Source organism: Streptomyces sp. NPDC001231 (genome assembly GCF_042896885.1).
In the GTDB taxonomy this organism is placed as follows: Bacteria; Actinomycetota; Actinomycetes; order Streptomycetales; family Streptomycetaceae; genus Streptomyces.
In genome coordinates this window covers 282,813-304,136 of the sequence record NZ_JBIAXS010000003.1, presented here as the reverse complement: position 1 = coordinate 304,136, position 21,324 = coordinate 282,813, and the positions used below count along the sequence as shown (strand labels likewise).

The window sequence follows — 21,324 nt, the reverse complement described above, 5'->3', positions numbered from 1 at the left end:
GGAGACCACCGGACGCCCGGCGACCGGCGGGACGGGGCGGCGGGCCCGTCCGGGGAATGTCGCGACCCGGCGGGTGCTCCGGCCGCGCCGGAGGCCGTCGGCGCTGCCGGTGGACTCCGCGGCGTGACGCGGCGACACGGGGCGCCGCCTCTCCGCCCACGCCCGAACCGCCACCACCGTGCCGCCCACCGCGTCCCGGACCCCGGAGGGTGGGTGCGAGGTCGTGGGCCGCGGCGGGCGGGCAGCCGGCCGTCATCGTCCCACCCGCTGTGTCAGGTTGAGCAGGTACTGCTTGCGGTCCAGTGGGTTGTGGTCGGTGCGTGGGCGTTCGGGGACCGTGTCGCCCGTGACCGGTGCGTAGTGGTCGAAGGCGCTCTCCAGGTCCCCCTCGCCGCGGGTCAGCCCCGGCAGGCGCTGCTCCAGCGCGTGCACCCGGGCGGCCGGGACGCCGCCCTCCAGGAGGCACACGGATCCGTGGGTGACGGTCGTCCGCGGCACGGCGCGCAGTGCGGACAGCACCGGCAGCAGGGCGCCGAGCGTGTCCGCCGGGACCTCGACGCGAAAGCGGTGCACCGGCTCGTGGACCAGCGTGCCCGCGCGGCGCAGCGCCTCGATCAGCACCAGCGGGGTCAGGCCCCGGAAGTCGGCCCCGGTGCTGGACATGCTCTTGTCGAAGCCCTGGTGGGCGTGGCTCTGCCGGGGCGAGTATCCGCTGTGGGTCAGGGTGACCGTGCAGTCGGTGACCTGCCAGCCGTGCAGCCCCTGCCCGAGGGTCTCGCGCACGGTGTCCTCCACCGCCTTGAAGAAGGCGTACGGCATCGAGCCCAGCTCGACCTCCAGGCGGAAGTCCACCCCGGAGCCGGCCGGCGCGGGGTCGACGCGCAGCCCGACGGTGGCCAGGAAGGGGTTGCCGTCCTTCTTGTTGAACTCCGCGGCCGCACCCGTGCCCACCGGCCGCTCGACGCACAGCGGGGTGGTCTCCCGGAAGGTGACACACAGCCCGAACTCGTCGGCGAGCGTGGCCTGGAGGACCTCCTTCTGCACCTCCCCGTACAGGGAGACGGAGGTCTCCTGCCGCACCTCGTCGTGGCGCAGCCCGATCAGCGGGTCCTGCTCGGCCAGCCGGGTGAGGGCGAGGTGCAGGGCCCCGCCGTCCACCCCGGGGCCCGGTACGACGACGGTCTCCAGGGTCGGCGGCGCGAAGAAGTGCTCGTAGACCTTGCCGGGCTCGCCGACCGTGTCGCCGATCCGGATGTCGGCCAGGCCCCACAGTCTGGCGATGCGGCCCGCGGACACGGCCTCGGCGCGGACCTCCGTGCCGTGGTCGGACACGCCGATCGCGGTGACCCTGCCCTCCGTGCGGGCGTCGCCGTAGGGGACGCGGTCCCGTACCCGGAGGGTGCCGGAGAACATCCGCGCGTACGCCACCTTCTCCCCCGCCGGACCCCGCTCGACCTTGAACACGGTGGCCGAGACGGGCCCGTCGGGGTCGCCGTCCGCGGCGGGCAGCAGTTCCTTGACGCCGCCGATCAGCGCGTCCACTCCGGCACCGGTGATCGCGGAGCCGAAGTACACCGGGTGCACGAGGGCCTGCCGGGTCTGGGCCGCGAGGGCGGCGCGCAGGTGGTCGGCTCGGAGGGTGCCGTCGACGTACGCGGCCAGCAGGTCGTCGTCGTGCTCGGCGAGGATGTCCGGCGCGGACGGGCCGAGGCCGGGCACGAAGCGGGCCTCGCGGGCGCCGATTCCCGTCACCCGCCCCATGGGGACGACGGACGGTGTCAGCCGCCGGGCGACGGCACGCAGCAGTTCCTCCTGCCGGGCGCCCCGCCGGTCGATCTTGTTGACGAAGAGCAGGGTCGGGATGCGCAGCCGCCGCAGGGTGCGCATCAGGACGCGGGTCTGCGCCTGGACGCCCTCGACGGCGGAGACCACGAGTACCGCGCCGTCGAGCACGCCGAGCACCCGCTCCACCTCGGCGATGAAGTCGGGGTGGCCGGGGGTGTCGATGAGGTTGACGGTCACGTCGTCGACCGGGAAGGAGACGACGGCGGACTTGATGGTGATGCCGCGCTGCCGCTCCAGCGCGAGGGTGTCGGTCCGCGTACTGCCGGCGTCGACGCTGCCGAGCGCGTCGATCACCCCCGCGGAGTGCAGCAGCCGTTCGGTCAGACTGGTCTTACCCGCGTCGACGTGCGCGAGAATGCCGAGGTTGAGCAAGTGCACCGGGCGTCATGTCCTTCTTGATGGCGGGGATTCCTTCCGGGGTGGACATGGACGCTGTGCGCATGGGTGCTCCTCGTTCGGTGACGACGTGGTGACGTGCAGTGCAGCAGAGCCGAAGCGCCGGGGCAATGGATTAACGGTCAACGACGCCTGCCGCAGCACTCGCCGCCGCTCCGACACGGCCATAGAGTGACGTACACCACACAGTCGACGACATTTCCCCCACCCACGCCCATATGGCCCCGGAGGGAAGATGACCCGTATCTCGGTCACGGTGGACGGCACGGCCTACGAGGACGAGGTGGAACCCCGTCTGCTCCTGGTCCACTATCTGCGCGACCGCCTCGGACTGACCGGTACCCCGATCGGCTGCGACACCTCGAACTGCGGAGCCTGCACGGTCGAGTTGGACGGCGCGAGCGTCAAGAGCTGCACGGTGCTGGCCGTCCAGGCGGACGGCGGCGAGGTGACCACGGTCCAGGGACTGGCCAGGGACGGCGAGTGGACGGAGCTGCAGCGCGCGTTCCACGAGCGGCACGCGCTGCAGTGCGGCTACTGCACCCCCGGGATGATCATGGCCGCCCGCGATCTGCTGCGCGAGAACCCCCACCCCGACTCCGACGAGGTGCGCAAGGCCCTGGAGGGCAACCTGTGCCGGTGCACCGGCTACCAGAACATCGTCCGGGCGGTGCTCGCCGTCGCCGAGGGGGAGACGGCCGCCGGCGAGCGGACCGGGTCCGCCCAGGAGGTGACGGCATGACCGACCAGGCCGTCGAACGCGAGGTCGGCAGGGCCCGGCTCCGCAAGGAGGACGCCCGGCTGATCACCGGGCAGACCAACTGGACCGACAACATCACCGTCACCGGACTGCTGCACCTGGCCGTCCTGCGAAGCCCCATGGCGCACGCCCGCATCGAACGCGTCGACGTCTCCCCCGCCCTCGAGCGCCCCGGCGTCGTCGCCGCCTTCAGCGGCCGCGACCTCGCCGGGGGACTGGGGTCGCTGCCCTGCGCCTGGCCGGTCACCGAGGACATGGTGCTGCCGGACCATCCGCCGGTCGCGGTCGACGAGGTGCGCCACGCCGGTGACCCGGTGGCGGTCGTGGTGGCCCGTGACCGGTACGCGGCGGCCGACGCGCTGGAGGCGATCGAGGTCGACTACGAGCCCCTGCCGCCGGTCCTGGACCTGGAGGAGGCGCTCGCCGAGGACGCCCCGCTGGTCCACGCCGACAAGGGCACCAACCGCGCCTATGTGTGGCCGCTGCGGACCGGCGAGGACTTCGAGGCGGTCAGGCAGCGCGCCGACGTCGTCCTCAAGCGCCGCTACCGGCAGCAGCGCCTCATCCCCAACGCCATGGAGCCGCGCGCGGTCGTCGTCGCCCCGCTGGCCGCCTCCGGGGAGTTCACGGTGTACTCGTCGACGCAGATCCCGCACATCCTGCGGATCATGCTCTCGGTGGTCACCGGCGTACCCGAGCACAAGCTGCGGGTGATCGCGCCCGACGTGGGCGGCGGCTTCGGCTCCAAGCTCCAGGTGTACGGCGAGGAGGCCATCGCGGTCGAGGTCGCGCGCAGGCTGGGACGGCCGGTGAAGTGGACCGAGTCCCGCTCCGAGGGCTATCTGGCCACCCACCACGGCCGCGGCATGATCCAGGACGTCGAGATCGCCGCGACCCGCGAGGGCCGGCTGCTCGGTCTCAAGGTCGACCTGATCGCCGACATGGGCGCCTATCTGATGCTGGTCACTCCCGGCACCCCGATCCTGGGCGCCTTCATGTACCCGGGGATCTACAAGATGGACTCCTACGAGTTCCACTGCACCGGGGTGTTCACCACCCGCACCCCGACCGACGCCTACCGCGGAGCCGGGCGCCCCGAGGCCACGTACGCCATCGAGCGGACCATGGACGAACTCGCCGCCGAGATCGGTCTCGACCCGGTGGAGGTGCGGCGGCGGAACTGGATCCGGCACGAGGAGTTCCCGTACGCCTCGATCGCGGGCCTGACCTACGACAGCGGGAACTACGAGGCGGCGACCGAGAAGGCGCTCGCCCTGTTCGGCTACGACGACCTGCGCGCCGAGCAGCGCAAGCGCAACGGGCGCGGGGACGACGTGCGCCTGGGCATCGGCGTGTCGACGTACACGGAGATGTGCGGGCTGGCACCGAGCCGGGTGCTGCGGGACCTGAGGTACTCGGCCGGCGGCTGGGAGGCGGCGAGCATCCGCATGCTGCCCACCGGCAAGGTCGAGGTGGTCACCGGCACCAGCCCGCACGGGCAGGGGCACGTGACCTGCTGGAGCCAGATCGCCGCGGACGTGCTGGGTGTGCCGTTCGAGGACGTCGAGGTGCTGCACGGCGACACCCTGGCGGCGCCGCAGGGCATGGACACCTACGGCTCGCGCTCGCTGGTCGTGGGCGGGTCGGCGGTGCACCGCGCCGCCGAGAAGGTGGTGGACAAGGCGCGGAAGGTCGCGGCGCACCTGCTGGAGGCCAGTGAGGACGACCTGGAGTTCAAGGGCGGCGTGTTCTCGGTGAAGGGCTCGCCGGAGGCGCGCAGGACCATCCAGGAGGTCGCCTTCGAGACGTTCACCTCGCACGACGTGCCCGACGGCATGGAACCCACCCTCAACTCCGAGTACCTGCTCGACCCGGAGAACTTCTCCTACCCGCACGGCACCCATCTGTGCGCGGTCGAGGTCGACACCGAGACCGGGCAGACCCGGATCCGCTCCTACGTCTGCGTGGACGACGTGGGCCGGGTGATCAATCCGGTGATCGTCGAGGGGCAGGTGCACGGCGGACTGGCCCAGGGCATCGCCCAGGCGCTGTACGAGGAGGCCGTGTACGACGCGGAGGGCAACCTGGTCTCCGGCACTATGGCCGACTACCTGGTGCCGTCGGCGGCGGACCTGCCCGACTTCGTGACCGACCGGACCGAGACGCCCGCGGTCTCCAACCCGCTCGGCGCCAAGGGCGTCGGCGAGGCGGGCGCGATCGCCTCGACGCCCGCCGTCGTCAACGCGATCGTGGACGCGCTGCGCCCCCTGGGCGTGCACGACGTGCGGATGCCGTGCACCCCCGAGCGGGTCTGGGAGGCCGTGCGGTCCGCGCAGGCGCGGTCGGCGCAGAAGGAGGCCTCGGCATGATTCCCCCCGCGTTCGACTACGCCCGCCCGACCAGCGTCGAGGAGGCCGTGCGCACCCTCGCCGACGCGGGCGAGGACGCGAAGGTGCTGGCCGGCGGGCAGAGTCTGCTGCCCCTGCTGCGACTGCGGCTGGCCTTTCCCGAACTCGTCGTCGACATCGGGCGGATCCCCGGGCTGCGCGGGGTCCGCGAGGACGGCGGCACGCTCGTCATCGGCGCGCTGACCACGCACCACGACGTCGTCCACGACCCGCTGGTGCGGCGGCACGCGGGCCTGCTGGCCCAGGCCACCGAGACGGTCGCGGATCCCGCCGTACGGCACCGGGGCACCCTCGGCGGCTCGCTCGCGCACGCCGACCCGGCCGGGGACCTGCCCGCGGTGGCGCTGGCGCTGGACACCGAACTGGTCGCCGAGGGGCCCGGCGGGCGGCGCGCGATCCCGGCGCGCGAGTTCTTCGCCGACTATCTGGAGACCGCGCTGGCCCCCGACGAGCTCCTGGTGGAGGTGCGGGTGCCCAAGCGGGAGGGCTGGGGCTACCGGTACGAGAAGTTCCACCGGGTGGCGCAGTCCTGGGCCATGGTCGGTGTCGCCGCGCTGGTGCGGCGCGACGACGGGCGCATCGCGGAGACGCGGATCGGGCTGACCAACATGGGCGCGACCCCGCTGCGGGCCGCTGCGGCGGAGGAGGCGTTGGCCGGTGCCGGGGACGCCGACGCGGTGGCGCGGGCGGCCCAGTCCGCGGCCGAGGGCACCCGGCCCTCGCGGGACGCGTCGGCCTCGCCCGAGTACCGGGCACACCTCGCGCGGGTGCTGACCAAGCGGGCGGTCCTGGCCGCCGCCGGGATGGGGTGAGCGCCGATCACTTCCATCGACAGCCCCGAGCAGGTGCGCTCCCGTCTGGAACAGACCGGCTACCTCGTCGACGACGGGCTCGCCATCGCCTGCTTCCTGGCGCTGCGGCTGCACCGGCCGGTCTTCTGCGAGGGCGACGCGGGCGTGGGCAAGACGGCGCTCGCCTCCGCCCTCGCCGAGGCACTCGACGCGCCTCTGATCCGGCTCCAGTGCCACGAGGGGATCGACGCCTCGCAGGCGCTGTACGACTGGGACTTCCCCCGTCAGCTGCTGCATCTGCGGGCCGCCGAGGCCGCCGGGGTCAGGGACGCGGAGCGGCTGGAGCGCGAGCTGTACGACCGGCGGTTCCTGGTCGCCCGGCCGCTGCTGCGGGCTCTGCAGACCCAGCCGTCGGTGCTGCTGGTCGACGAGATCGACCGGGCCGACGACGAGTTCGAGGCGTTCCTGCTGGAGCTGCTGTCGGAGTTCCAGGTGACGATTCCGGAGCTGGGCACGCTGCGGGCCGAGGTGCCGCCGGTGGTCGTCCTGACCTCCAACCGCACCCGCGAGGTGCACGACGCGCTGAAGCGGCGGTGCCTGTACCACTGGTTCGACCATCCCGGCTTCGGCCGCGAACTCGCCATCGTCCGGCGCAGGTTGCCGCAGGTGTCGGCGCGGCTCGCGGAGCAGGTGACGGCGCTGGTGCAGGCCCTGCGCGCCGAGGACCTGCTCAAGCCGCCGGGCGTGGCCGAGACCCTGGACTGGGCGCGCGCCCTGGACGCCCTCGGGGCGAACGAGGTGGACGCGGAGCTGGCGGTGGCCACCCTGGGATCGGTGCTGAAGTACCGCGAGGACACGGACCGGGCCCGCGGTCTGGACTTCGCCGCGGTCCTCGCGGGACGGGGAGCGTGATCGGCGTGACCGGGGAACGACGGGGACACCGCGAGGTACACGGAGCGGACGCCGCAGGGCACACCACGGACGCCGGGGCAGGCAGGCGCGGCGAAGCCCTCGGTCCGAACGGACCTGACGACCGGAGCAACGCGCTGGGCACGGAGGCTGGTGGGCATGGCGGAGTCCCCGGTCCCAACGGACCCGACAGCCGAAGCAACGCGCCGACCCCGCGGAAGCACCGGCCCGACACCCGTACCACCACGGACGACCACGCAGAGCACAGCACGAACACCAGGACCGGCAGGCATGGCGACGACCCCGTCCCCAACGGACCCGACAGCCGAAGCAACGCGCCGACCCCGCGGAAGCACCGGCCCGACACCCGTACCACCACGGACGACCGCGCAGAGCACGACACGAACACCAGGACCGGCAGGCATGGCGACGACCCCGATCCCAACGGACCCGACAGCCGAACCAACGCGCCGACCCCGCAGAAGCACCGGCCCGACACCCGTACCACCACGGACGACCACGCAGAGCACGACACGAACACCAGGACCGGTGGGTGTGGTGAAGGGCGTCGGCCGGAGGGCGATGCCGCGTTGCTGGGGTTCGCGCGGGCGGTGCGGGCTGCCGGGGTCGCGGCGAGCGCCGAGCGGGTGCACGCCTTCCTGCGGGCGGTGGACGCCCTGCGCCCCCGGCTGCGGACGGACGTGTACTGGGCGGGCCGGGTGACGCTGTGCGGGGACCGGGACGACCTGGAACGCTACGAGCGGGTGTTCGCCGCGTACTTCGGCACCGACGGGACACCGGCCCGCCCGGCCCGGACCGCTCCCCCGCCCCGGCCGCGACCGGTCCTGCGGGAGGCGCCCGCCGGGTCGCGCACCGGCCCGCCCGGACAGGAGCGGCAGGGGCCGCCCACCGCAACGCTCGCCGGCTCCGCCGAGGTGCTGCGCCACCGCGACGTGGCGGAACTGGACCCCGCGGAACGCGCACAGGTGCGCCGGCTGCTCGCCGCGTTCACGCTGCGCGGGCAGCCGCGGCGCACCGCGCGGCGACGGCCGGCCCGGCGCGGGGACGTGGACCCGCACCGCACCGTGCGGGAACTGCTCCGGCTGGGCGGCGAGCCGGCGCTGCTGCGTCGGCACGCGCGCGCGGAGCGGCCGCGGCGGGTGGTGCTGCTGGTCGACGTCAGCGGATCCATGGGGCCCTACGCCGACGCCCTGCTGCGCTTCGCGCACGCCGCCGCCCGGGGGCGGCGCACGGAGGTGTTCACCATCGGCACCCGGCTGACCCGGGTGACCCGGGAGCTGTCGCACCGCGAGCCGGACCTGGCCATGGCCGCGGTCGCCGAGGCCGTACCCGACTGGCGCGGCGGCACCCGCCTGGGTGAGCTGCTGCGGGAGTTCCTCGACCGCTGGGGCCAGCGCGGCATGGCGCGCGGCGCCGTCGTGGTACTGCTGTCCGACGGATGGGAGCGCGGCGACCCGCAGCTGCTCGCCGCCCAGATGCGGCGCCTGCACCGGCTCGCGCACCGGGTGGTCTGGTCCAACCCCCGCAAGGCGCGCCCAGGCTACGCGCCGCTGGCCGCCGGCATGGCGGCGGCGCTGCCCAGCGTGGACGACTTCGTCGAGGGTCACAGCCTGGCCGCGCTGGAGCGTCTGGCGGCGGTGGTGCAGGGCGCCGGCACGGACGCGGCCGGCCAGGTGCCGGGGTCGTGGGAGAGGAGCTGAGCGTGCGGGACATTCTTCCGGTACTGGAGCGGTGGTTCGCGGCGCGGGTGCCGTTCGGCCTCGCCACCGTCGTCACGGTCAGTCGCAGCGCGCCGCGCGACCCCGGTGCGGCGATGGCCGTGGGGCCGGACGACGAGGTGGTGGGGAGCGTGTCCGGCGGATGTGTGGAGGGGGCGGTGTTCGACCTGGCCCAGGAGGTCGCGGCCGGCGGCGAGGCACGGGTGGCGACGTTCGGCTACAGCGACGAGGACGCCTTCGAGGTGGGGCTCACCTGCGGTGGTGAGATCTCCGTCCTGGTCAGGCAGGTGACCCAGGAGTCCGACCCGGCCTTCGGCGCGGTCGCGGCGTCCGTCGCCGCGGGCGACCCGGTGACCGTGGCGACCGTGGTGGACGGACCCGCCCCGCGCGGGGCGACGCTCGCGGTGTGGCCCGACACGGTGGCGGGCACGCTGGGCGCGGCCGGTCTGGACGTGGCGGTGACCGCCGACGCCCGCGGCGAACTCGCCCTGGGCGCCACCGGGCTCAGGCACTACGGTGCGCGCGGCGAGCGCCGCGAGGACGCCGTCACTGTGTTCCTGCACTCCTTCGCCCCGCCGCCGCGGATGCTGGTGTTCGGCGCGATCGACTACGCGGCCGCGGTGGCCCGTATCGGCGCCTTCCTCGGCTACCGCGTCACGGTGTGCGACGCCCGCCCGGTGTTCGCCACGCCGAAACGCTTCCCGGACGGCGTGGAGGTGGTCGTGGACTGGCCGCACCGCTATCTGCACGGCACGGACACCGACGAGCGCACGGTGATCTGCGTCCTGACCCACGACCCGAAGTTCGACGTGCCGCTGCTGGAGGAGGCGCTGCGCCGGCCCGCCGCCTACATCGGCGCGATGGGGAGCCGCCGTACCCACCACGAACGGCTGGAGCGGCTGATCGACGCCGGCCTGACCGACGACGAACTCGCCCGGCTTCGTTCCCCGGTGGGCCTCGACCTCGGCGCCCGCACCCCGGAGGAGGTGGCCGTGTCCGTCGCGGCCGAGATCGTCGCGCTGCGCTGGGGCGGCACCGGTACGCCCCTGACCGCGACCGCCGGAGCCATCCACGCGACCGGCTCCGCCTGAGTACGAGGAGAAGTCATGGAACTGAACCACGAGTTCACCGTCCCCGTGCCGGTCGACGACGCCTGGCGGGCGCTCCTGGACATCGAGCGCGTGGCACCGTGCCTGCCGGGGGCCACCGTGCAGGAGTACGACGGCAAGACCGTGACCGGTTCGGTCAAGGTCAAGCTGGGGCCGATCACCGTGACGTACAAGGGGACGGCGGTCTTCGAGGAGCAGGACGAGGCGGCGCACCGCATGGTCCTTGTCGCCAGCGGCCGGGAGACGCGCGGGCAGGGCACGGCGCGGGCCACCGTCACGGGCACGCTTCAGGAGCGTGACGGCGGCACGGCGGTGGCGGTGCGGACCGATCTGACGGTGACCGGCCGTCCGGCGCAGTTCGGGCGCGGGGTGCTGGCGGAGGTGGGGGACCGGCTGGTGGGGCAGTTCGCCGACAGTCTTTCGCAGCGGCTCGCCGAGACGCCGCCCGTGGCCGCCGAGGGCGCCGCCGGGAGCGCCGGGACGGAGGTGCGCGAGGCGCCCGCGGAGCACGCGGCCCGGTACGCGGAGCCGGAGCCGCTGGATCTGCTGCGCACCGCCGGGGTACCGGTCGCCAAGCGTGCCGCCGTGGCGGTCGGCGCGGCCCTGGCGGTGGCGCTGCTGATCGTGGGCGTTCGCCGGCTCCGGCGCCGCTGACCGGACGGCCACCGGGTGCGATGCGGAGGGTGCCCGTGAGCCTCGATCAGTCCCTCGTTGCCACTGTGACCTGCTGTTCCGACTTGTTCCGGGTTTCTCGCGGGTTTTGCGGATTCGGTGGTGTGAGGCTGTGCGGGAGGGGTACGCGCGCCATCAACGGATGAGGCATGCATGGCCTCCGTAGCACATGTGCCGCGCATCCCAGTGGGAAGGAGGTCCGTGAAAGCGCACACTCGTAGCGCCCGGGCCGCCGCCACGCATCGAGTGGCCCGGATCTCGCCGAGAAGTCGGAAACGAGAAAGGGAAGAGTGACCCCGGGGCAGCCCCTGATTCAGGGGCTGCCCTGCTGCGTGGTCACGCCGTCGCACGCCATCGCGTGGCACGGGTATGTCACGGGGTGCGACGTGGCAGCCGGTGCAGTTCCACGTCGGTCAGACGGCCGCTGGTGATGGTCGCGGTCATGTAGGTGCAGTGGGGCAGGCGGCGGCGGTCGGTCGGGGAGCCCGGGTTGAGCAGGCGCAGACCGGAGGGCGCGGTGGTGTCCCAGGGGATGTGGCTGTGACCGAAGACCAGGACGTCCAGGCCGGGGAAGCGGGCGGCGCAGCGGGCCTCACGGCCCTGGGCCGGTCCGGTCTCGTGCACGACGCCGAAGCGCAGCCCGTCCAGGTCGGCCTCGGCCACCTCGGGAAGCCGGGCGCGCAGATCGGGGCCGTCGTTGTTGCCGTAGACGCCGATCAGGCGGCGGCTGCGGCTCTCCAGCAGGTCGAGCGTGGCGGCGTCGACCCAGTCCCCCGCGTGGAGGACGACGTCGGCGTGCGGGAGTTCGGCGAGCAACCGCGGGGGCAGTTCCTTGGCGCGCTTGGGCAGATGGGTGTCGGACATCAGCAGCAGACGCACGGGGTCAGCGTACTGCGGGGTGCCGCGGCGGCGAACCGGCATGGATCTTCAGCCGAAACTGTTCAGTCCAGACTGGACAGTTCCGTCCGGGCGGTTCTACGGTGCTGTCATGGATCACAAGGCCGGCGAGGTACCGCCGGGCATCTCCACCTCCGCCGCGCACGCCGCCCGCGACCTACGGGTGGTGTTCAGCCGGCTGCGGCGCCGGATCCGTGAGGTCGCGCGGGACGAGGACCTGACCCCGCCGCAGGTGTCGGCACTCACCCTGGTCGGCAAGCACGGCGCGGCCACGGCCAGCGCGCTGGCCGCCACCGAGGGGGTCCGGCCGCAGTCCATGGCCGCCACGCTCGCCGCCCTGGAGCGGCACGGGCTCATCCGGCGCAGCCCCGACCCCGAGGACGGACGGCGCCAGCTCGTCACCCTGACCGAGAGTGGCCGCGAGCGCATCGCGGGCGACCGGCAGAGCCGCGGGGAGTGGCTGACCCGGGCCCTGCAGGACCGTTACACCGAGGCCGAACGGGAAACACTCCTGGAGGCCTTCGCCCTGCTGGAACGGCTGACCCAGCCCTGACAAGCACCACAGGACAAGCACCACAGCCAGAAAAGCTCACCCCCGAAAGGCCTGCCCCCCGTGGCACTCACCGCACTCGACCCGCGCACCGCACTCGTCGTGATCGACCTCCAGGCCGGCATCGTCGCCGCGCCCACCGTCCCGCACTCCGGCACCGAGGTGCTCTCCCGCACGGTCGGGCTCGCCGACGCGTTCCGCGCCAGGAACCTGCCCGTCGTCCTGGTCCGGGTCTCCTTCGCCGCCGACTTCGGCGACGTGCCGCCCGGCCGCACCGAGGCGGTGCGCTCCGGTGGTGGCGCCCGTCCCGAGGGCTGGGACGTGATCGTTCCCGAGCTGGCGGGGCACCCGGGCGACATCACCGTCACCAAGCACAACTGGGGCGCCTTCCATGGCACCGACCTCGATGTGCAGCTGCGCCGCCGCGGGGTGACGCAGATCGTGCTGGCCGGCATCGCCACCAGCATCGGCGTGGAGTCCACCGCCCGCGCCGCCCACGAGCACGGCTACCACGTCACCCTGGCCACCGACGCCATGAGCGACATGGACGCCGAGGCCCACCGGGGCAGCGTCGAGCGGATCTTCCCGCGCCTGGGCGAGACCGGCACCACCGCCGAGGTCCTCGAACTGCTGGCCAAGACGCACGGCTGACGCGGCGAGGCGCCCCGCGCCGCCTCACCGACCGCCTCTCCGGGCCCGTGGCCCGGCGCTCGCCCGGACCCGGCGGCTCAGTCCTCACCCCGCACTATGTTCGACTCGTTGCCCGTGCGGTCCTTCTGGGGGCCGCCGCGGTCCTCGAGCGCGGGGAGGCAGGTGCGCACGCCCTCCTCCCGCGGACGGCGGGCCTGCGCCCAGCCCGTCTCGGGGTGCCGGACAAGGTGCTTCTCGCTGGTGCGCGCGGTCACGACGCCTCATCTTCCTTCTGCGTCAGGTGCTGTGGAGCGGCTCTCTCTGGAACGCCATGCTCCAAACACCCCGAGTCCCCGGAAACGGCCCCGGCAAACCCTTGACCGGCACCCCGGCCCTGGTCACCCGCCGCCGGAGCCCCCACTGCCGAACGAGCCGCCGGAGCCTCCGTCCCAGCGCGGGCGGCTCTGGTCCTCGTTGCGCCTGCTGCCGGACGGGCCGGGTTCGTGCGGGGTCAGCCGGCGCCGGCTGCTTCGTACCAGGTGGTGTCCACTGCCCGCGGGTCTCCGGCCCCGCCCTGCCGATGCGTGCCGAGCCGGCGAGGGCGTGGCGCGGACCCGGTCGCGGGGCAGGGCGGTAGCCTCGCCGCCGATGACCGATACGTCCGAAACATCAGCATCCGCCGCCGGGCGGCCCGCCACCCCCTCCCAGCCGTTCGGCCGGAAGCTGTTGGAGTGGGCCTCGACGACCGATCACAAGGTGATCGGCAGGCTCTACATGGTCACGGCGTTCGGCTTCTTCCTGCTGGCCGGCCTGCTGGCGATGGGGATGCGCGCCGAACTCGCCCGGCCCGGCCTGCAGTTCATGAGCCAGCAGACCTACAACGAGCTCTTCACGATCCACGGCACGATCATGATGCTGCTCTTCGCCACGCCCATGTTCGCGGGCTTCACCAACGCGGTGATGCCCCTCCAGATCGGCGCCCCGGACGTGGCCTTCCCCCGTCTCAACGCCCTGTCGTACTGGATGTACCTCTTCGGCGGGCTCATGGTCGTCTCGGGGTTCCTCGTGCCCGGTGGCTCGGCAGCCTTCGGCTGGTTCGCCTACGCGCCGCTGAACAGCGCCTACTACTCCCCCGGCGCGGGCGGCGACCTGTGGGTGATGGGGCTGGTGGTGACGGGTGTGTCGACGACGCTCGGCGCGGTCAACTTCATCACCACGATCATCACCCTGCGCGCGCCGGGGATGACGATGTTCCGGATGCCGATCTTCACCTGGAACGTGCTGTTCACCTCGATCCTGGTGCTGCCCGCCTTCCCGGTGCTGACCGCCGCGCTGCTCGCCCTGGAGGCGGACCGGAAGTTCGGGGCGCACGTCTTCGACGCGACGAACGGCGGGGCGCTGCTGTGGCAGCACCTGTTCTGGTTCTTCGGCCACCCGGAGGTCTACATCGTCGCGCTGCCGTTCTTCGGGATCGTCAGCGAGATCGTCCCGGTCTTCTCCCGCAAGCCGCAGTTCGGGTACCTGCCGATGATCGGGGCGACCATCGCGATCACCATGCTGTCCGCGGTGGTGTGGGCGCACCACATGTTCGCCACGGGCGCGGTGCTGCTGCCGTTCTTCTCGATCATGTCGTTCCTGATCGCGGTGCCCACCGGGATCAAGTTCTTCGCCTGGATCGGGACGATGCGGGGCGGCTCGCTGTCGTTCGAGACGCCGATGCTGTGGTCGTCCGGCTTCCTGGTGTCGTTCCTGCTGGGCGGGCTCAGCGGGGTGCTGATCGCCTCGCCGCCGCTGGACTTCCACGTGACCGACTCGTACTTCATCGTGGCGCACCTGCACTACGTGCTGTTCGGCACCGTGGTGTTCGCGATGTTCGCCGGCTTCTACTTCTGGTGGCCCAAGCTCACCGGGAAGATGCTGGACGAACGGCTCGGCAGGATCCACTTCTGGCTGCTGTTCCCCGGCTTCCAGCTGACGTTCCTGGTGCAGCACTGGCTCGGCGCGGAGGGGATGCCCCGCCGGTACGCCGACTACCTGCCCGCCGACGGCTTCACCCTCCTGAACACACTCTCCTCGGCGGGGGCGTTCCTGCTCGGCGTGTCCACCCTGCCCTTCCTCTACAACGTCTGGCACACCTCGCGCCATGGACGGCGGGTCACCGTGAACGACCCCTGGGGGTACGGGCGCGCCCTGGAGTGGGCGACCTCCTGCCCGCCGCCGCGGCACAACTTCGACGCCCTGCCCCGGATCCGCTCGGAGGCCCCCGCCTTCGACCTGCACCACCCCGACATCGTGCAGCGGGCGGAACTGGAGGGACGCCGATGAAGGTGGAAGCCCTGCTCTTCGGCGGCGTCGCGCTCTTCTTCGGTGGCAGCGCCGCCCTGTACGGCGTCTGGTCGGGCGAGCCGGCCGGCACGGCGGCGCTGGTCATCGCGTGCGGAATGGCGGCGCTGGTCTCCTTCTTCTGCCTGATCCAGTACCGGCGCAAGGGGGTGCGCCCGCAGGACCGCCGTGAGGCCGAGGTCGCCGACGCCGCCGGGCCGCTGGAGTTCTTCCCGCCCGAGAGCACCTGGCCGATCATCACCGCGCTGGGCTTCTCGGTCAGCGCGCTGGGCGTGGTCTACGGATTGTGGCTGTTCCTCATCGGTCTCGGGGTGCTGGCGCGGGGGGTGGCGGGGATGGCGTTCCAGTACGTACACCGGGGCGAGTGACGACCGGCCCCGCCGGGGCTCCGGGGCGGCGCGACTCGACGGCGCGGTGGTCGCTCTCGTAGCCCCCGGTGATGGACTGCCGCACCTCGCCGGTCTCCTCGCCCTCGGCGAGGACCTCCTGTTCCCTGGCCAGCAGGGCGTGGCACAGGGCCCGGGTGACCAGGAAGGCGACGACGGGGGCGAGCACGAGCGCGATCCGCAGCACCCAGGTGATCGTGTTCACGGAGACCCGGAAGGTGGCCGCGATGACGTCGTTGCCGCCCTCCAGCAGCAGCACACCGTAGAACACGAGCCCGGCGACGCCGAGGCCGGTGCGGACGGGGCGCTCCCGCGGCCGGTCGCACAGGTGCTGTTCCTGGTGCCAGTCCCCCGTCAGCCACTGCTCGGCGAACGGGTACGCGTACAGGACGGCGAACAGCAGCGCCGGCAGGACCACCGCCGGCAGGAAGGCGTTCCACATGATCGTGTGCCCGGCCACGTTCGTCTCCCAGGCCGGCATCAGCCGCAGCGAGCCCTCCAGGAACCCGACGTACCAGTCCGGCTGGGAGCCCGTGGACGCCTGGTCCGGCTGGTAGGGGCCGTACGTCCACACCGGGTTGATCTGGGCGATCCCGGCGAGCAGGACCAGCACGCCGAAGACGGTGAACTGCAGGCCCAGCGAGGAGGCGGTGAACTGGGGGAAGAGCGGCTTGCCGCGCACGTTGCGGTTGCCGCGGCCCGGGCCGCGCCACTGGGTGTGCTTGAGGTGGAAGACGAGGATCAGGTGCGCGACGACCAGCGCGATCAGGACGCCCGGCAGCAGCAGGATGTGCAGGCTGTACAGCCGGGGGATGATCTCGTGCCCCGGGAACTGGCCGCCGAACACGAGGAAGCTCGCGTAGGTGCCGATCACCGGCAGGGACAGCATGATCGCCTGGGCGATGCGCAGCCCGGTGCCGGAGAGCAGGTCGTCGGGCAGGGAGTAGCCCGCGAAGCCCTCGGCGACGGAGAGGGCGAACAGTGTCACCCCGATGACCCAGTTGATCTCCCTGGGCCTGCGGAAGGCGCCGGTGAAGAAGATCCGCAGCAGGTGCGCGCCGATCGCGGCGACGAAGACGACCGCCGCCCAGTGGTGGGTCTGCCGCAGCAGCAGCCCGCCGCGGATGTCGAAGCTGATGCGCAGGGTGGAGTCGAACGCCTCCGACATGAGCACCCCGCGCAGCGGCGCGTACGACCCGGCGTAGGCGACCTCGCGCATCCCCGGCTGGAAGAACAGGGTCAGCCACACGCCGGTCAGGACCAGCACGAGCAGGCTGTAGAGGGCGAGTTCGCCGAGCAGGAACGACCAGTGCTCGGGGAACGCCTTGCGCATCAGTCCGCCGCCCTCGGACAGCGGCAGCCGGGCGTCCAGGAAGCCGGTGAACCGCTCACCGGGTCCGGCCGCGCGTACGGGGCGCCCGCGCCGTGCCGGGCTCACGGCTCCTCCGCTCCGCCGTCCTCGTCCCGGCCGCCTTCGCCCGCCTCCGGGGCCGACCGCGCGGCTCTCTCCACGTCGGCCTCGATCTCGGTGCGCGGCTTGCCCTCGTCGCTCGCGTACTCGCTCACGGCGGCCTGGAGATCACGGGCCAGGTCGCGCCAGGCCCGCCAGGCCGTCTCGTACGTCTCGCTCTGCGTTCCGGTCCACTGCGCCTGCGCGGGCGGTCCGTAGTTCTGCCGCAACTGCTCGACCCGGTCGTGTGCCTCGTCGGCCGCCCGCTGCTTGGCCACGAGCTCTTCGAAGGTGTGTGACACAGCCCAGGACCCTAAGCACGACCGGCGCACGCGGCGGTCCCGACCTGCCGGGCGGGGACACGGCGCACCCGTGTGGCGGGTCGCGGCGCCGCGAGCGGTCTCAGAGCGCCAGCTCGCTCCACACCTGCTTGCCGCCGCCGGCCGGCACGGTGCCCCAGGCCGCCGACATGGCCTCGACGAGGAGGATGCCCCGGCCGCCGGTGGCCTGCCAGCCGATGCTGGTCGGCTTGACCGGGGTGCGGGGCGAGGCGTCGGCGACGGCGACGCGCAGCCGCCGGTTGACCAGGGTGAGGTCCAGGCGGACCTGGCCGTCGGTGTGCACGAGGGCGTTGGTGACCAGCTCGGACACCACGAGGAGCACGGCGTCGGTGTCCTCCGTGACGCCCCAGCAGCGCAGGGTGCGCCGGGTGAAGCGGCGGGCGTGCCGAACCGCTTCGGGCACGCGCCACACCGACCAGCTCTCCCTGAGCGGGCGTACGGCCATGCCGTCGTAGCGCATCAGCAGCAGCGCGATGTCGTCGTCGCGGCCCGCGCCGGTCAGCAGGACGTCGGCGACCAGGCCGAGGTGGGAGGGGTCGGCGGTGGCCAGGTCGTGGGCGAGTCGGGCCATGCCCTCGTCGATGTCGGCGTCCGCGGACTCCACCAGTCCGTCGGTGGTCAGGGCGAGCACCGTGCCGGGTTGCAGCCGCAGCGGGGTCATCGGGAAGTCGGCCTGCGTCAGTACGCCGAGCGGGGGCCCGCCCTCGGCCTCCGCGATCTCGGTACGGCCGTCCGGGTGGCGCAGCACCGGCGGAGGGTGTCCGGCGCGTACGCACCAGGCGGAGCCCTGCTCCATGTCGACCTCGACGTAGACGCAGGTGGCGAACAGGTCGGTCTCCATCTCCAGCAGGAGGCGGTTGGCGTGTGAGACCACCACGTCCGGCGGGTGACCCTCGGCCGCGTAGGCGCGCAGGGCGGTGCGCATCTGGCCCATCAGGGTGGCGGCGCCCGCGTTGTGGCCCTGCACGTCGCCGATGACGAAGGCCACGTGGTGGTCGGGCAGCGGGATCACGTCGTACCAGTCGCCGCCCACCTCCAGTCCGGCGGTGGCCGGCAGATAGCGTGCCACCGCCTCGGCGCCGGGCAGTTCCGGCAGACGGCTGGGCAGCAGGGTGCGCTGGAGCATGCCGACGAGTTCGTGCTCGGCGTCGAAGGCGCGGGCGCGCAGCAGGGCCTGCCCGGCCAGGCCGGCCGAGGCGGTGAGCAGGGCGCGTTCGTCGGGGCCGAAGTCGTGCGGGGTGTCCCAGCCGATCAGGCAGGCGCCCGCCATGCGGCCGGCCGCGGGCAGCGGCAGCACCGCGAGGCCGCCCGGGCCGACGTCGGCGAGGGCCGGTTCGAGGGTGGCCCCGGCGGGCCAGATCTGGGCGCGGCCCTCGCGCAGGGCGGCGGCCAGGGTGGGCATGGCCCGCACCGGGGCGTCCGGCCACTCGGTGCGCCACTGAAGGCGCCACAGCTCGGGCCAGGCCTCCGGTTCGGGCGGGTCGAGGACGGTGACGACGAGCCGGTCGTTCTCCAGCTCGGCGAGCGCGATCCGGTCGGCCCGCAGCGGTGCGCGCAGCGCGGCCACCACCGCCTGGCCGACGTCCCGGACGGTGCCCGCGGTCGCCAGGGCGGCGGCGAGCCGCTGGACGCGGGCGACGTCGTTGACGCCGGGGCGCAGCGTGGAGGCGTCGGCGACGGTGCCGACCAGGCGGGCCGGACGGCCCTCGCCGCCGGGCAGCAGCCGTCCGCGCAGCCGCAGCCACCTGGGTTGGCCGCCCGGTCGCAGGGTGCGGAACTCCAGCTCGCGCTCGCCGATGGACATGTGGTCGGCCTCGACCACGGACATCAGGGACGGCAGGTCCTCCGGCACGGTCAGCGCGAGCAGTGTCTCCACCTTGCCGTCGAAGCCGGGCCGGCCGATGCCGAACAGGTCCAGGATGCGGTCGCCGACCTCCACTCTCCCGCTGTCCATGGCGAGGCTGAACGCGTCCGGCGGCAGCTCCTCACCCGGGGCGGCCTCCGCGGCGTCGGGGCACGCGACGGCCTCGGCGATCAGTTCGAGGCAGGCGCGCTCCTCGCCGTCGAAGCCGCCCGGCTCGTCGGTGACGGCGAGCAGCACACCGCCGTCCGGCCCGCGCAGGGGTAACGCGGCCAGGAAGAAGACGTCTCCGGCCGGCATCCGCCGGAAGTCGGCGGAGCCGGCGAGTTCCTCGGGTCGCAGCCACACGGGCCGGCCGGTGCGGCAGGCGTCCGCCGCCGGGGACCGTCCGGCCAGGGGGTAGCTGTCCCGCAGCCCGTACAGGGTCCGCGGGACACCGACCGACTCGGACAGGCACAGCACCTCGCCCGTCGCGGCACGGACGTAGACGCCGGCGAACGCGGCCCCGGTGAAGACCAGGGCCTGCTCCAGCACGCGGCGCGGCCGGTCGGCGGAGGCCGGTGCGGAGGTGAGCGTTCTGAGAGCGAGTTCGGCCCGCGGGGTTCTCGTTCTTCGTGCAGTAGCGCCCTCACTGACCACACTGGCCATTACAGCGTGTATCGGACGATTACGCAGCCCCTGTGACAGTTCCGGGAGTTCCGGGGTGGACGACGCCCGAAAGGTTCGCACGTGTGGCGGAGCGCGCGGGGAAGGGCGCGGCTGTCGGACAACCGATCGGTCCGGCCCTCCGCCGGGAGGGCCGGACCGATGCACTGACCGGCGGGCACCGCCGGCCGGCAGGCCGGTCGGTGGCGTGGGGGGAGCCGGTCAGCGGCCCGGGGCGAGCGGCTCAGGGGGTAGCCGCCCGGGGGCCGTTCAGGGGGTCCGGGTGCGCCCGGAGCCGTACGCAGGGCCGGAGTTGTGGCCGCCCGCGCCGGACTGCCGGTCACCCGCACCGGACTGGTCGGTGCCGGACTGGCCGGTGCCGGGCTGCTGGTCGCTCGCGTCGCCGGCGTCGCCGGCCGCGTCGCCGCCACCGTCGCCCGCGCCGAACGTCGCGCCCGTCGCCTGGAGGGCGGTGGTGACCGGCTGGAAGAAGGTCTCGCCGCCCCGGGTGCAGTCGCCGCTGCCGCCCGAGGTGAGGCCGACCGCGCCGCCGTCCTGTGTGAACAGGGGGCCGCCGCTGTCGCCGGGCTCGGCGCAGACGTTGGTCTGGATGAGGCCCGTGACGGTGTCGACACCGCCGGTCTCGCTCTGGAAGTTGACGGTGGCGTCGAGGCCGGTGACCGTGCCGTTGTGCAGTCCGGTGGTGCTGCCCATGCGGAACACCGTCGCGCCGACGGTGGCCTCGGCCGCCCCCGTGATCTGGACGCTCTGCCCGTTGCCGACGTCGACCGCGCTCGGCGCCTGTGTGTCCGGGTCGTCGTACTTGACGAGGGCGAGGTCGCTGCCGGGGAAGGTGGCCTGGTCCACGGTGGCCACCGGCGCGCCGTTCTGGGCGTCGGACCACTGCTCGGCCGCGACGCCGCAGTGCCCGGCGGTCAGGAAGGCGGGACTGCCGTCGCCCGCGGTGACGTTGAAGCCGAGGGAGCAGCGGACGGTGCCGCCCTGCGTCCGGGCGAAGATGGCGTCGCCGCCGGAGGCGAAGGTCTTGAAGGTGCCGGCGGACTTCTTCAGGGTCGCCATGCCGGAGCCGAGGCCGCGGACGGTGGACTCCAGCCTGTTCCACTTGGCCCCGGTGACCGTGCTGTCGGCGGTGACCACGACCTTGTTGGTGCGCGGGTCCACGGCCCAGGAGGTGCCGGGGATGGAGGCCTCGGCCTTCAGGGTCCGCGCCGCGGAGTTCAGGGCGGCGGTGCTGTTGCCGACCTCGCGGACGGACGCCCCCGCCTTCTTCGCCCGGAGGACCATGCCGGCGTCGCCGCCCGCCACGTTGACGACGAGCCGCCGCTCGGCGCTGTCGTAGTAGGAGCCCGCGAAGGAGTCGCCGAGCGCCGTGGCGAGCCGCGCGGAAAGGCCCGAGGCGTCCGCGGCCCTGAGGGTCCTGGGAGTGGCGTCGTCCGCCGCGCCGTCCTGGGAGGCGTTGGCGTTCGGGAGCAGCACCGCCGCCGCACCGAGCGCCACCACGCCGCCCGCCGCTATCGCGGCCTTGCGCTTCGGCATTCGCTTGTGACTCAAACTTCTCGACCTCCTGGGGA

At 73.3% G+C, this 21,324-nt stretch carries 19 protein-coding genes; 11 read left to right on the top strand and 8 right to left on the bottom strand.

Annotation, left to right across the window (positions count from 1 at the left end; translation table 11 throughout):
• Nucleotides 1–252: 252 nt before the first annotated feature.
• Nucleotides 253–2,223, bottom strand: coding sequence for a GTP-binding protein (locus tag ACFY3J_RS05920; RefSeq protein WP_390840371.1), 1,971 nt, complete (start codon nucleotides 2,221–2,223; stop codon nucleotides 253–255).
• Between the two features lie 253 nt (nucleotides 2,224–2,476).
• Between ACFY3J_RS05920 and ACFY3J_RS05915 the strand changes: the two genes are divergently transcribed.
• The 7 genes from ACFY3J_RS05915 (at nucleotide 2,477) to ACFY3J_RS05885 (ending at nucleotide 10,611) form a co-directional block, all read left to right on the top strand.
• Nucleotides 2,477–2,983, top strand: a complete 507-nt coding sequence (locus ACFY3J_RS05915) for a (2Fe-2S)-binding protein (RefSeq protein WP_390840370.1) — start codon at nucleotides 2,477–2,479, stop codon at nucleotides 2,981–2,983.
• Entirely contained in the window at nucleotides 2,980–5,370 is a 2,391-nt protein-coding gene (locus ACFY3J_RS05910) for a xanthine dehydrogenase family protein molybdopterin-binding subunit (RefSeq protein ID WP_390840369.1), read from the top strand. Before ACFY3J_RS05915 ends, ACFY3J_RS05910 begins: the two co-directional genes overlap by 4 nt.
• Nucleotides 5,367–6,221 (top strand): FAD binding domain-containing protein, encoded by an 855-nt coding sequence (locus ACFY3J_RS05905; protein ID WP_390840368.1) that lies wholly within the window; start codon nucleotides 5,367–5,369, stop codon nucleotides 6,219–6,221. The genes ACFY3J_RS05910 and ACFY3J_RS05905 overlap by 4 nt, the downstream gene beginning before the upstream one ends.
• Before the next feature lie 6 nt (nucleotides 6,222–6,227).
• Nucleotides 6,228–7,112 (top strand): AAA family ATPase, encoded by an 885-nt coding sequence (locus ACFY3J_RS05900; RefSeq protein WP_384181306.1) that lies wholly within the window; start codon nucleotides 6,228–6,230, stop codon nucleotides 7,110–7,112.
• Between the two features lie 587 nt (nucleotides 7,113–7,699).
• Nucleotides 7,700–8,830, top strand: a complete 1,131-nt coding sequence (locus tag ACFY3J_RS05895; RefSeq protein ID WP_384181304.1) for a VWA domain-containing protein — start codon at nucleotides 7,700–7,702, stop codon at nucleotides 8,828–8,830.
• Nucleotides 8,831–8,832: 2 nt separating this feature from the next.
• Nucleotides 8,833–9,939, top strand: a complete 1,107-nt coding sequence (locus ACFY3J_RS05890) for an XdhC family protein (protein WP_384181166.1) — start codon at nucleotides 8,833–8,835, stop codon at nucleotides 9,937–9,939.
• Between the two features lie 15 nt (nucleotides 9,940–9,954).
• Nucleotides 9,955–10,611 carry an SRPBCC family protein gene (locus tag ACFY3J_RS05885; RefSeq protein WP_390840367.1) on the top strand — a complete coding sequence of 219 codons (657 nt, stop codon included), beginning with the start codon at nucleotides 9,955–9,957 and terminating at the stop codon, nucleotides 10,609–10,611.
• Between the two features lie 390 nt (nucleotides 10,612–11,001).
• Here the strand turns inward: ACFY3J_RS05885 and ACFY3J_RS05880 are convergent, their stop codons facing one another.
• Nucleotides 11,002–11,508 (bottom strand): metallophosphoesterase family protein, encoded by a 507-nt coding sequence (locus ACFY3J_RS05880; RefSeq protein WP_390840366.1) that lies wholly within the window; start codon nucleotides 11,506–11,508, stop codon nucleotides 11,002–11,004.
• Between the two features lie 109 nt (nucleotides 11,509–11,617).
• Here ACFY3J_RS05880 and ACFY3J_RS05875 point away from each other — a divergent pair, with 109 nt between their 5' ends.
• Nucleotides 11,618–12,079: a MarR family winged helix-turn-helix transcriptional regulator gene (locus ACFY3J_RS05875; RefSeq protein WP_384181160.1), complete on the top strand. Its 462-nt coding sequence runs from the start codon at nucleotides 11,618–11,620 to the stop codon at nucleotides 12,077–12,079.
• 60 nt (nucleotides 12,080–12,139) lie between these two features.
• Nucleotides 12,140–12,727, top strand: a complete 588-nt coding sequence (locus ACFY3J_RS05870; RefSeq protein WP_384181158.1) for a hydrolase — start codon at nucleotides 12,140–12,142, stop codon at nucleotides 12,725–12,727.
• Between the two features lie 77 nt (nucleotides 12,728–12,804).
• Here ACFY3J_RS05870 and ACFY3J_RS05865 read toward each other — a convergent pair whose 3' ends face one another.
• Together ACFY3J_RS05865 and ACFY3J_RS05860 are read right to left on the bottom strand one after the other, a co-directional pair.
• Nucleotides 12,805–12,981, bottom strand: a complete 177-nt coding sequence (locus tag ACFY3J_RS05865; RefSeq protein ID WP_384181156.1) for a hypothetical protein — start codon at nucleotides 12,979–12,981, stop codon at nucleotides 12,805–12,807.
• Nucleotides 12,982–13,104: 123 nt separating this feature from the next.
• Nucleotides 13,105–13,404 (bottom strand): hypothetical protein, encoded by a 300-nt coding sequence (locus ACFY3J_RS05860; RefSeq protein WP_390840365.1) that lies wholly within the window; start codon nucleotides 13,402–13,404, stop codon nucleotides 13,105–13,107.
• Here ACFY3J_RS05860 and ctaD point away from each other — a divergent pair.
• The gene (gene ctaD / locus ACFY3J_RS05855; RefSeq protein ID WP_384181154.1) at nucleotides 13,355–15,031 is read left to right on the top strand and encodes a cytochrome c oxidase subunit I; all 1,677 of its coding nucleotides are present in this window, start codon (nucleotides 13,355–13,357) and stop codon (nucleotides 15,029–15,031) included. The two genes, ACFY3J_RS05860 and ctaD, sit on opposite strands and share 50 nt — an antisense overlap.
• Complete coding sequence (locus tag ACFY3J_RS05850; RefSeq protein ID WP_384181152.1) at nucleotides 15,028–15,417, top strand: cytochrome c oxidase subunit 4; 390 nt, start codon at nucleotides 15,028–15,030, stop codon at nucleotides 15,415–15,417. Before ctaD ends, ACFY3J_RS05850 begins: the two co-directional genes overlap by 4 nt.
• Here ACFY3J_RS05850 and ACFY3J_RS05845 read toward each other — a convergent pair.
• The 4 genes from ACFY3J_RS05845 to ACFY3J_RS05830 form a co-directional block, all read right to left on the bottom strand.
• A complete protein-coding gene (locus ACFY3J_RS05845) occupies nucleotides 15,347–16,873 on the bottom strand; it encodes a cytochrome bc complex cytochrome b subunit (protein ID WP_390840364.1) in 1,527 nt (508 codons plus the stop codon). The two genes, ACFY3J_RS05850 and ACFY3J_RS05845, sit on opposite strands and share 71 nt — an antisense overlap.
• Nucleotides 16,870–17,187, bottom strand: a complete 318-nt coding sequence (locus tag ACFY3J_RS05840) for a hypothetical protein (protein ID WP_384181149.1) — start codon at nucleotides 17,185–17,187, stop codon at nucleotides 16,870–16,872. Before ACFY3J_RS05840 ends, ACFY3J_RS05845 begins: the two co-directional genes overlap by 4 nt.
• A gap of 100 nt (nucleotides 17,188–17,287) precedes the next feature.
• On the bottom strand, nucleotides 17,288–19,735 hold the full coding sequence (locus ACFY3J_RS05835; RefSeq protein WP_390840363.1) for a SpoIIE family protein phosphatase: 2,448 nt from the start codon (nucleotides 19,733–19,735) through the stop codon (nucleotides 17,288–17,290).
• A gap of 267 nt (nucleotides 19,736–20,002) precedes the next feature.
• On the bottom strand, nucleotides 20,003–21,304 hold the full coding sequence (locus ACFY3J_RS05830) for a S1 family peptidase (protein WP_384181145.1): 1,302 nt from the start codon (nucleotides 21,302–21,304) through the stop codon (nucleotides 20,003–20,005).
• Nucleotides 21,305–21,324 lie beyond the last annotated feature (20 nt).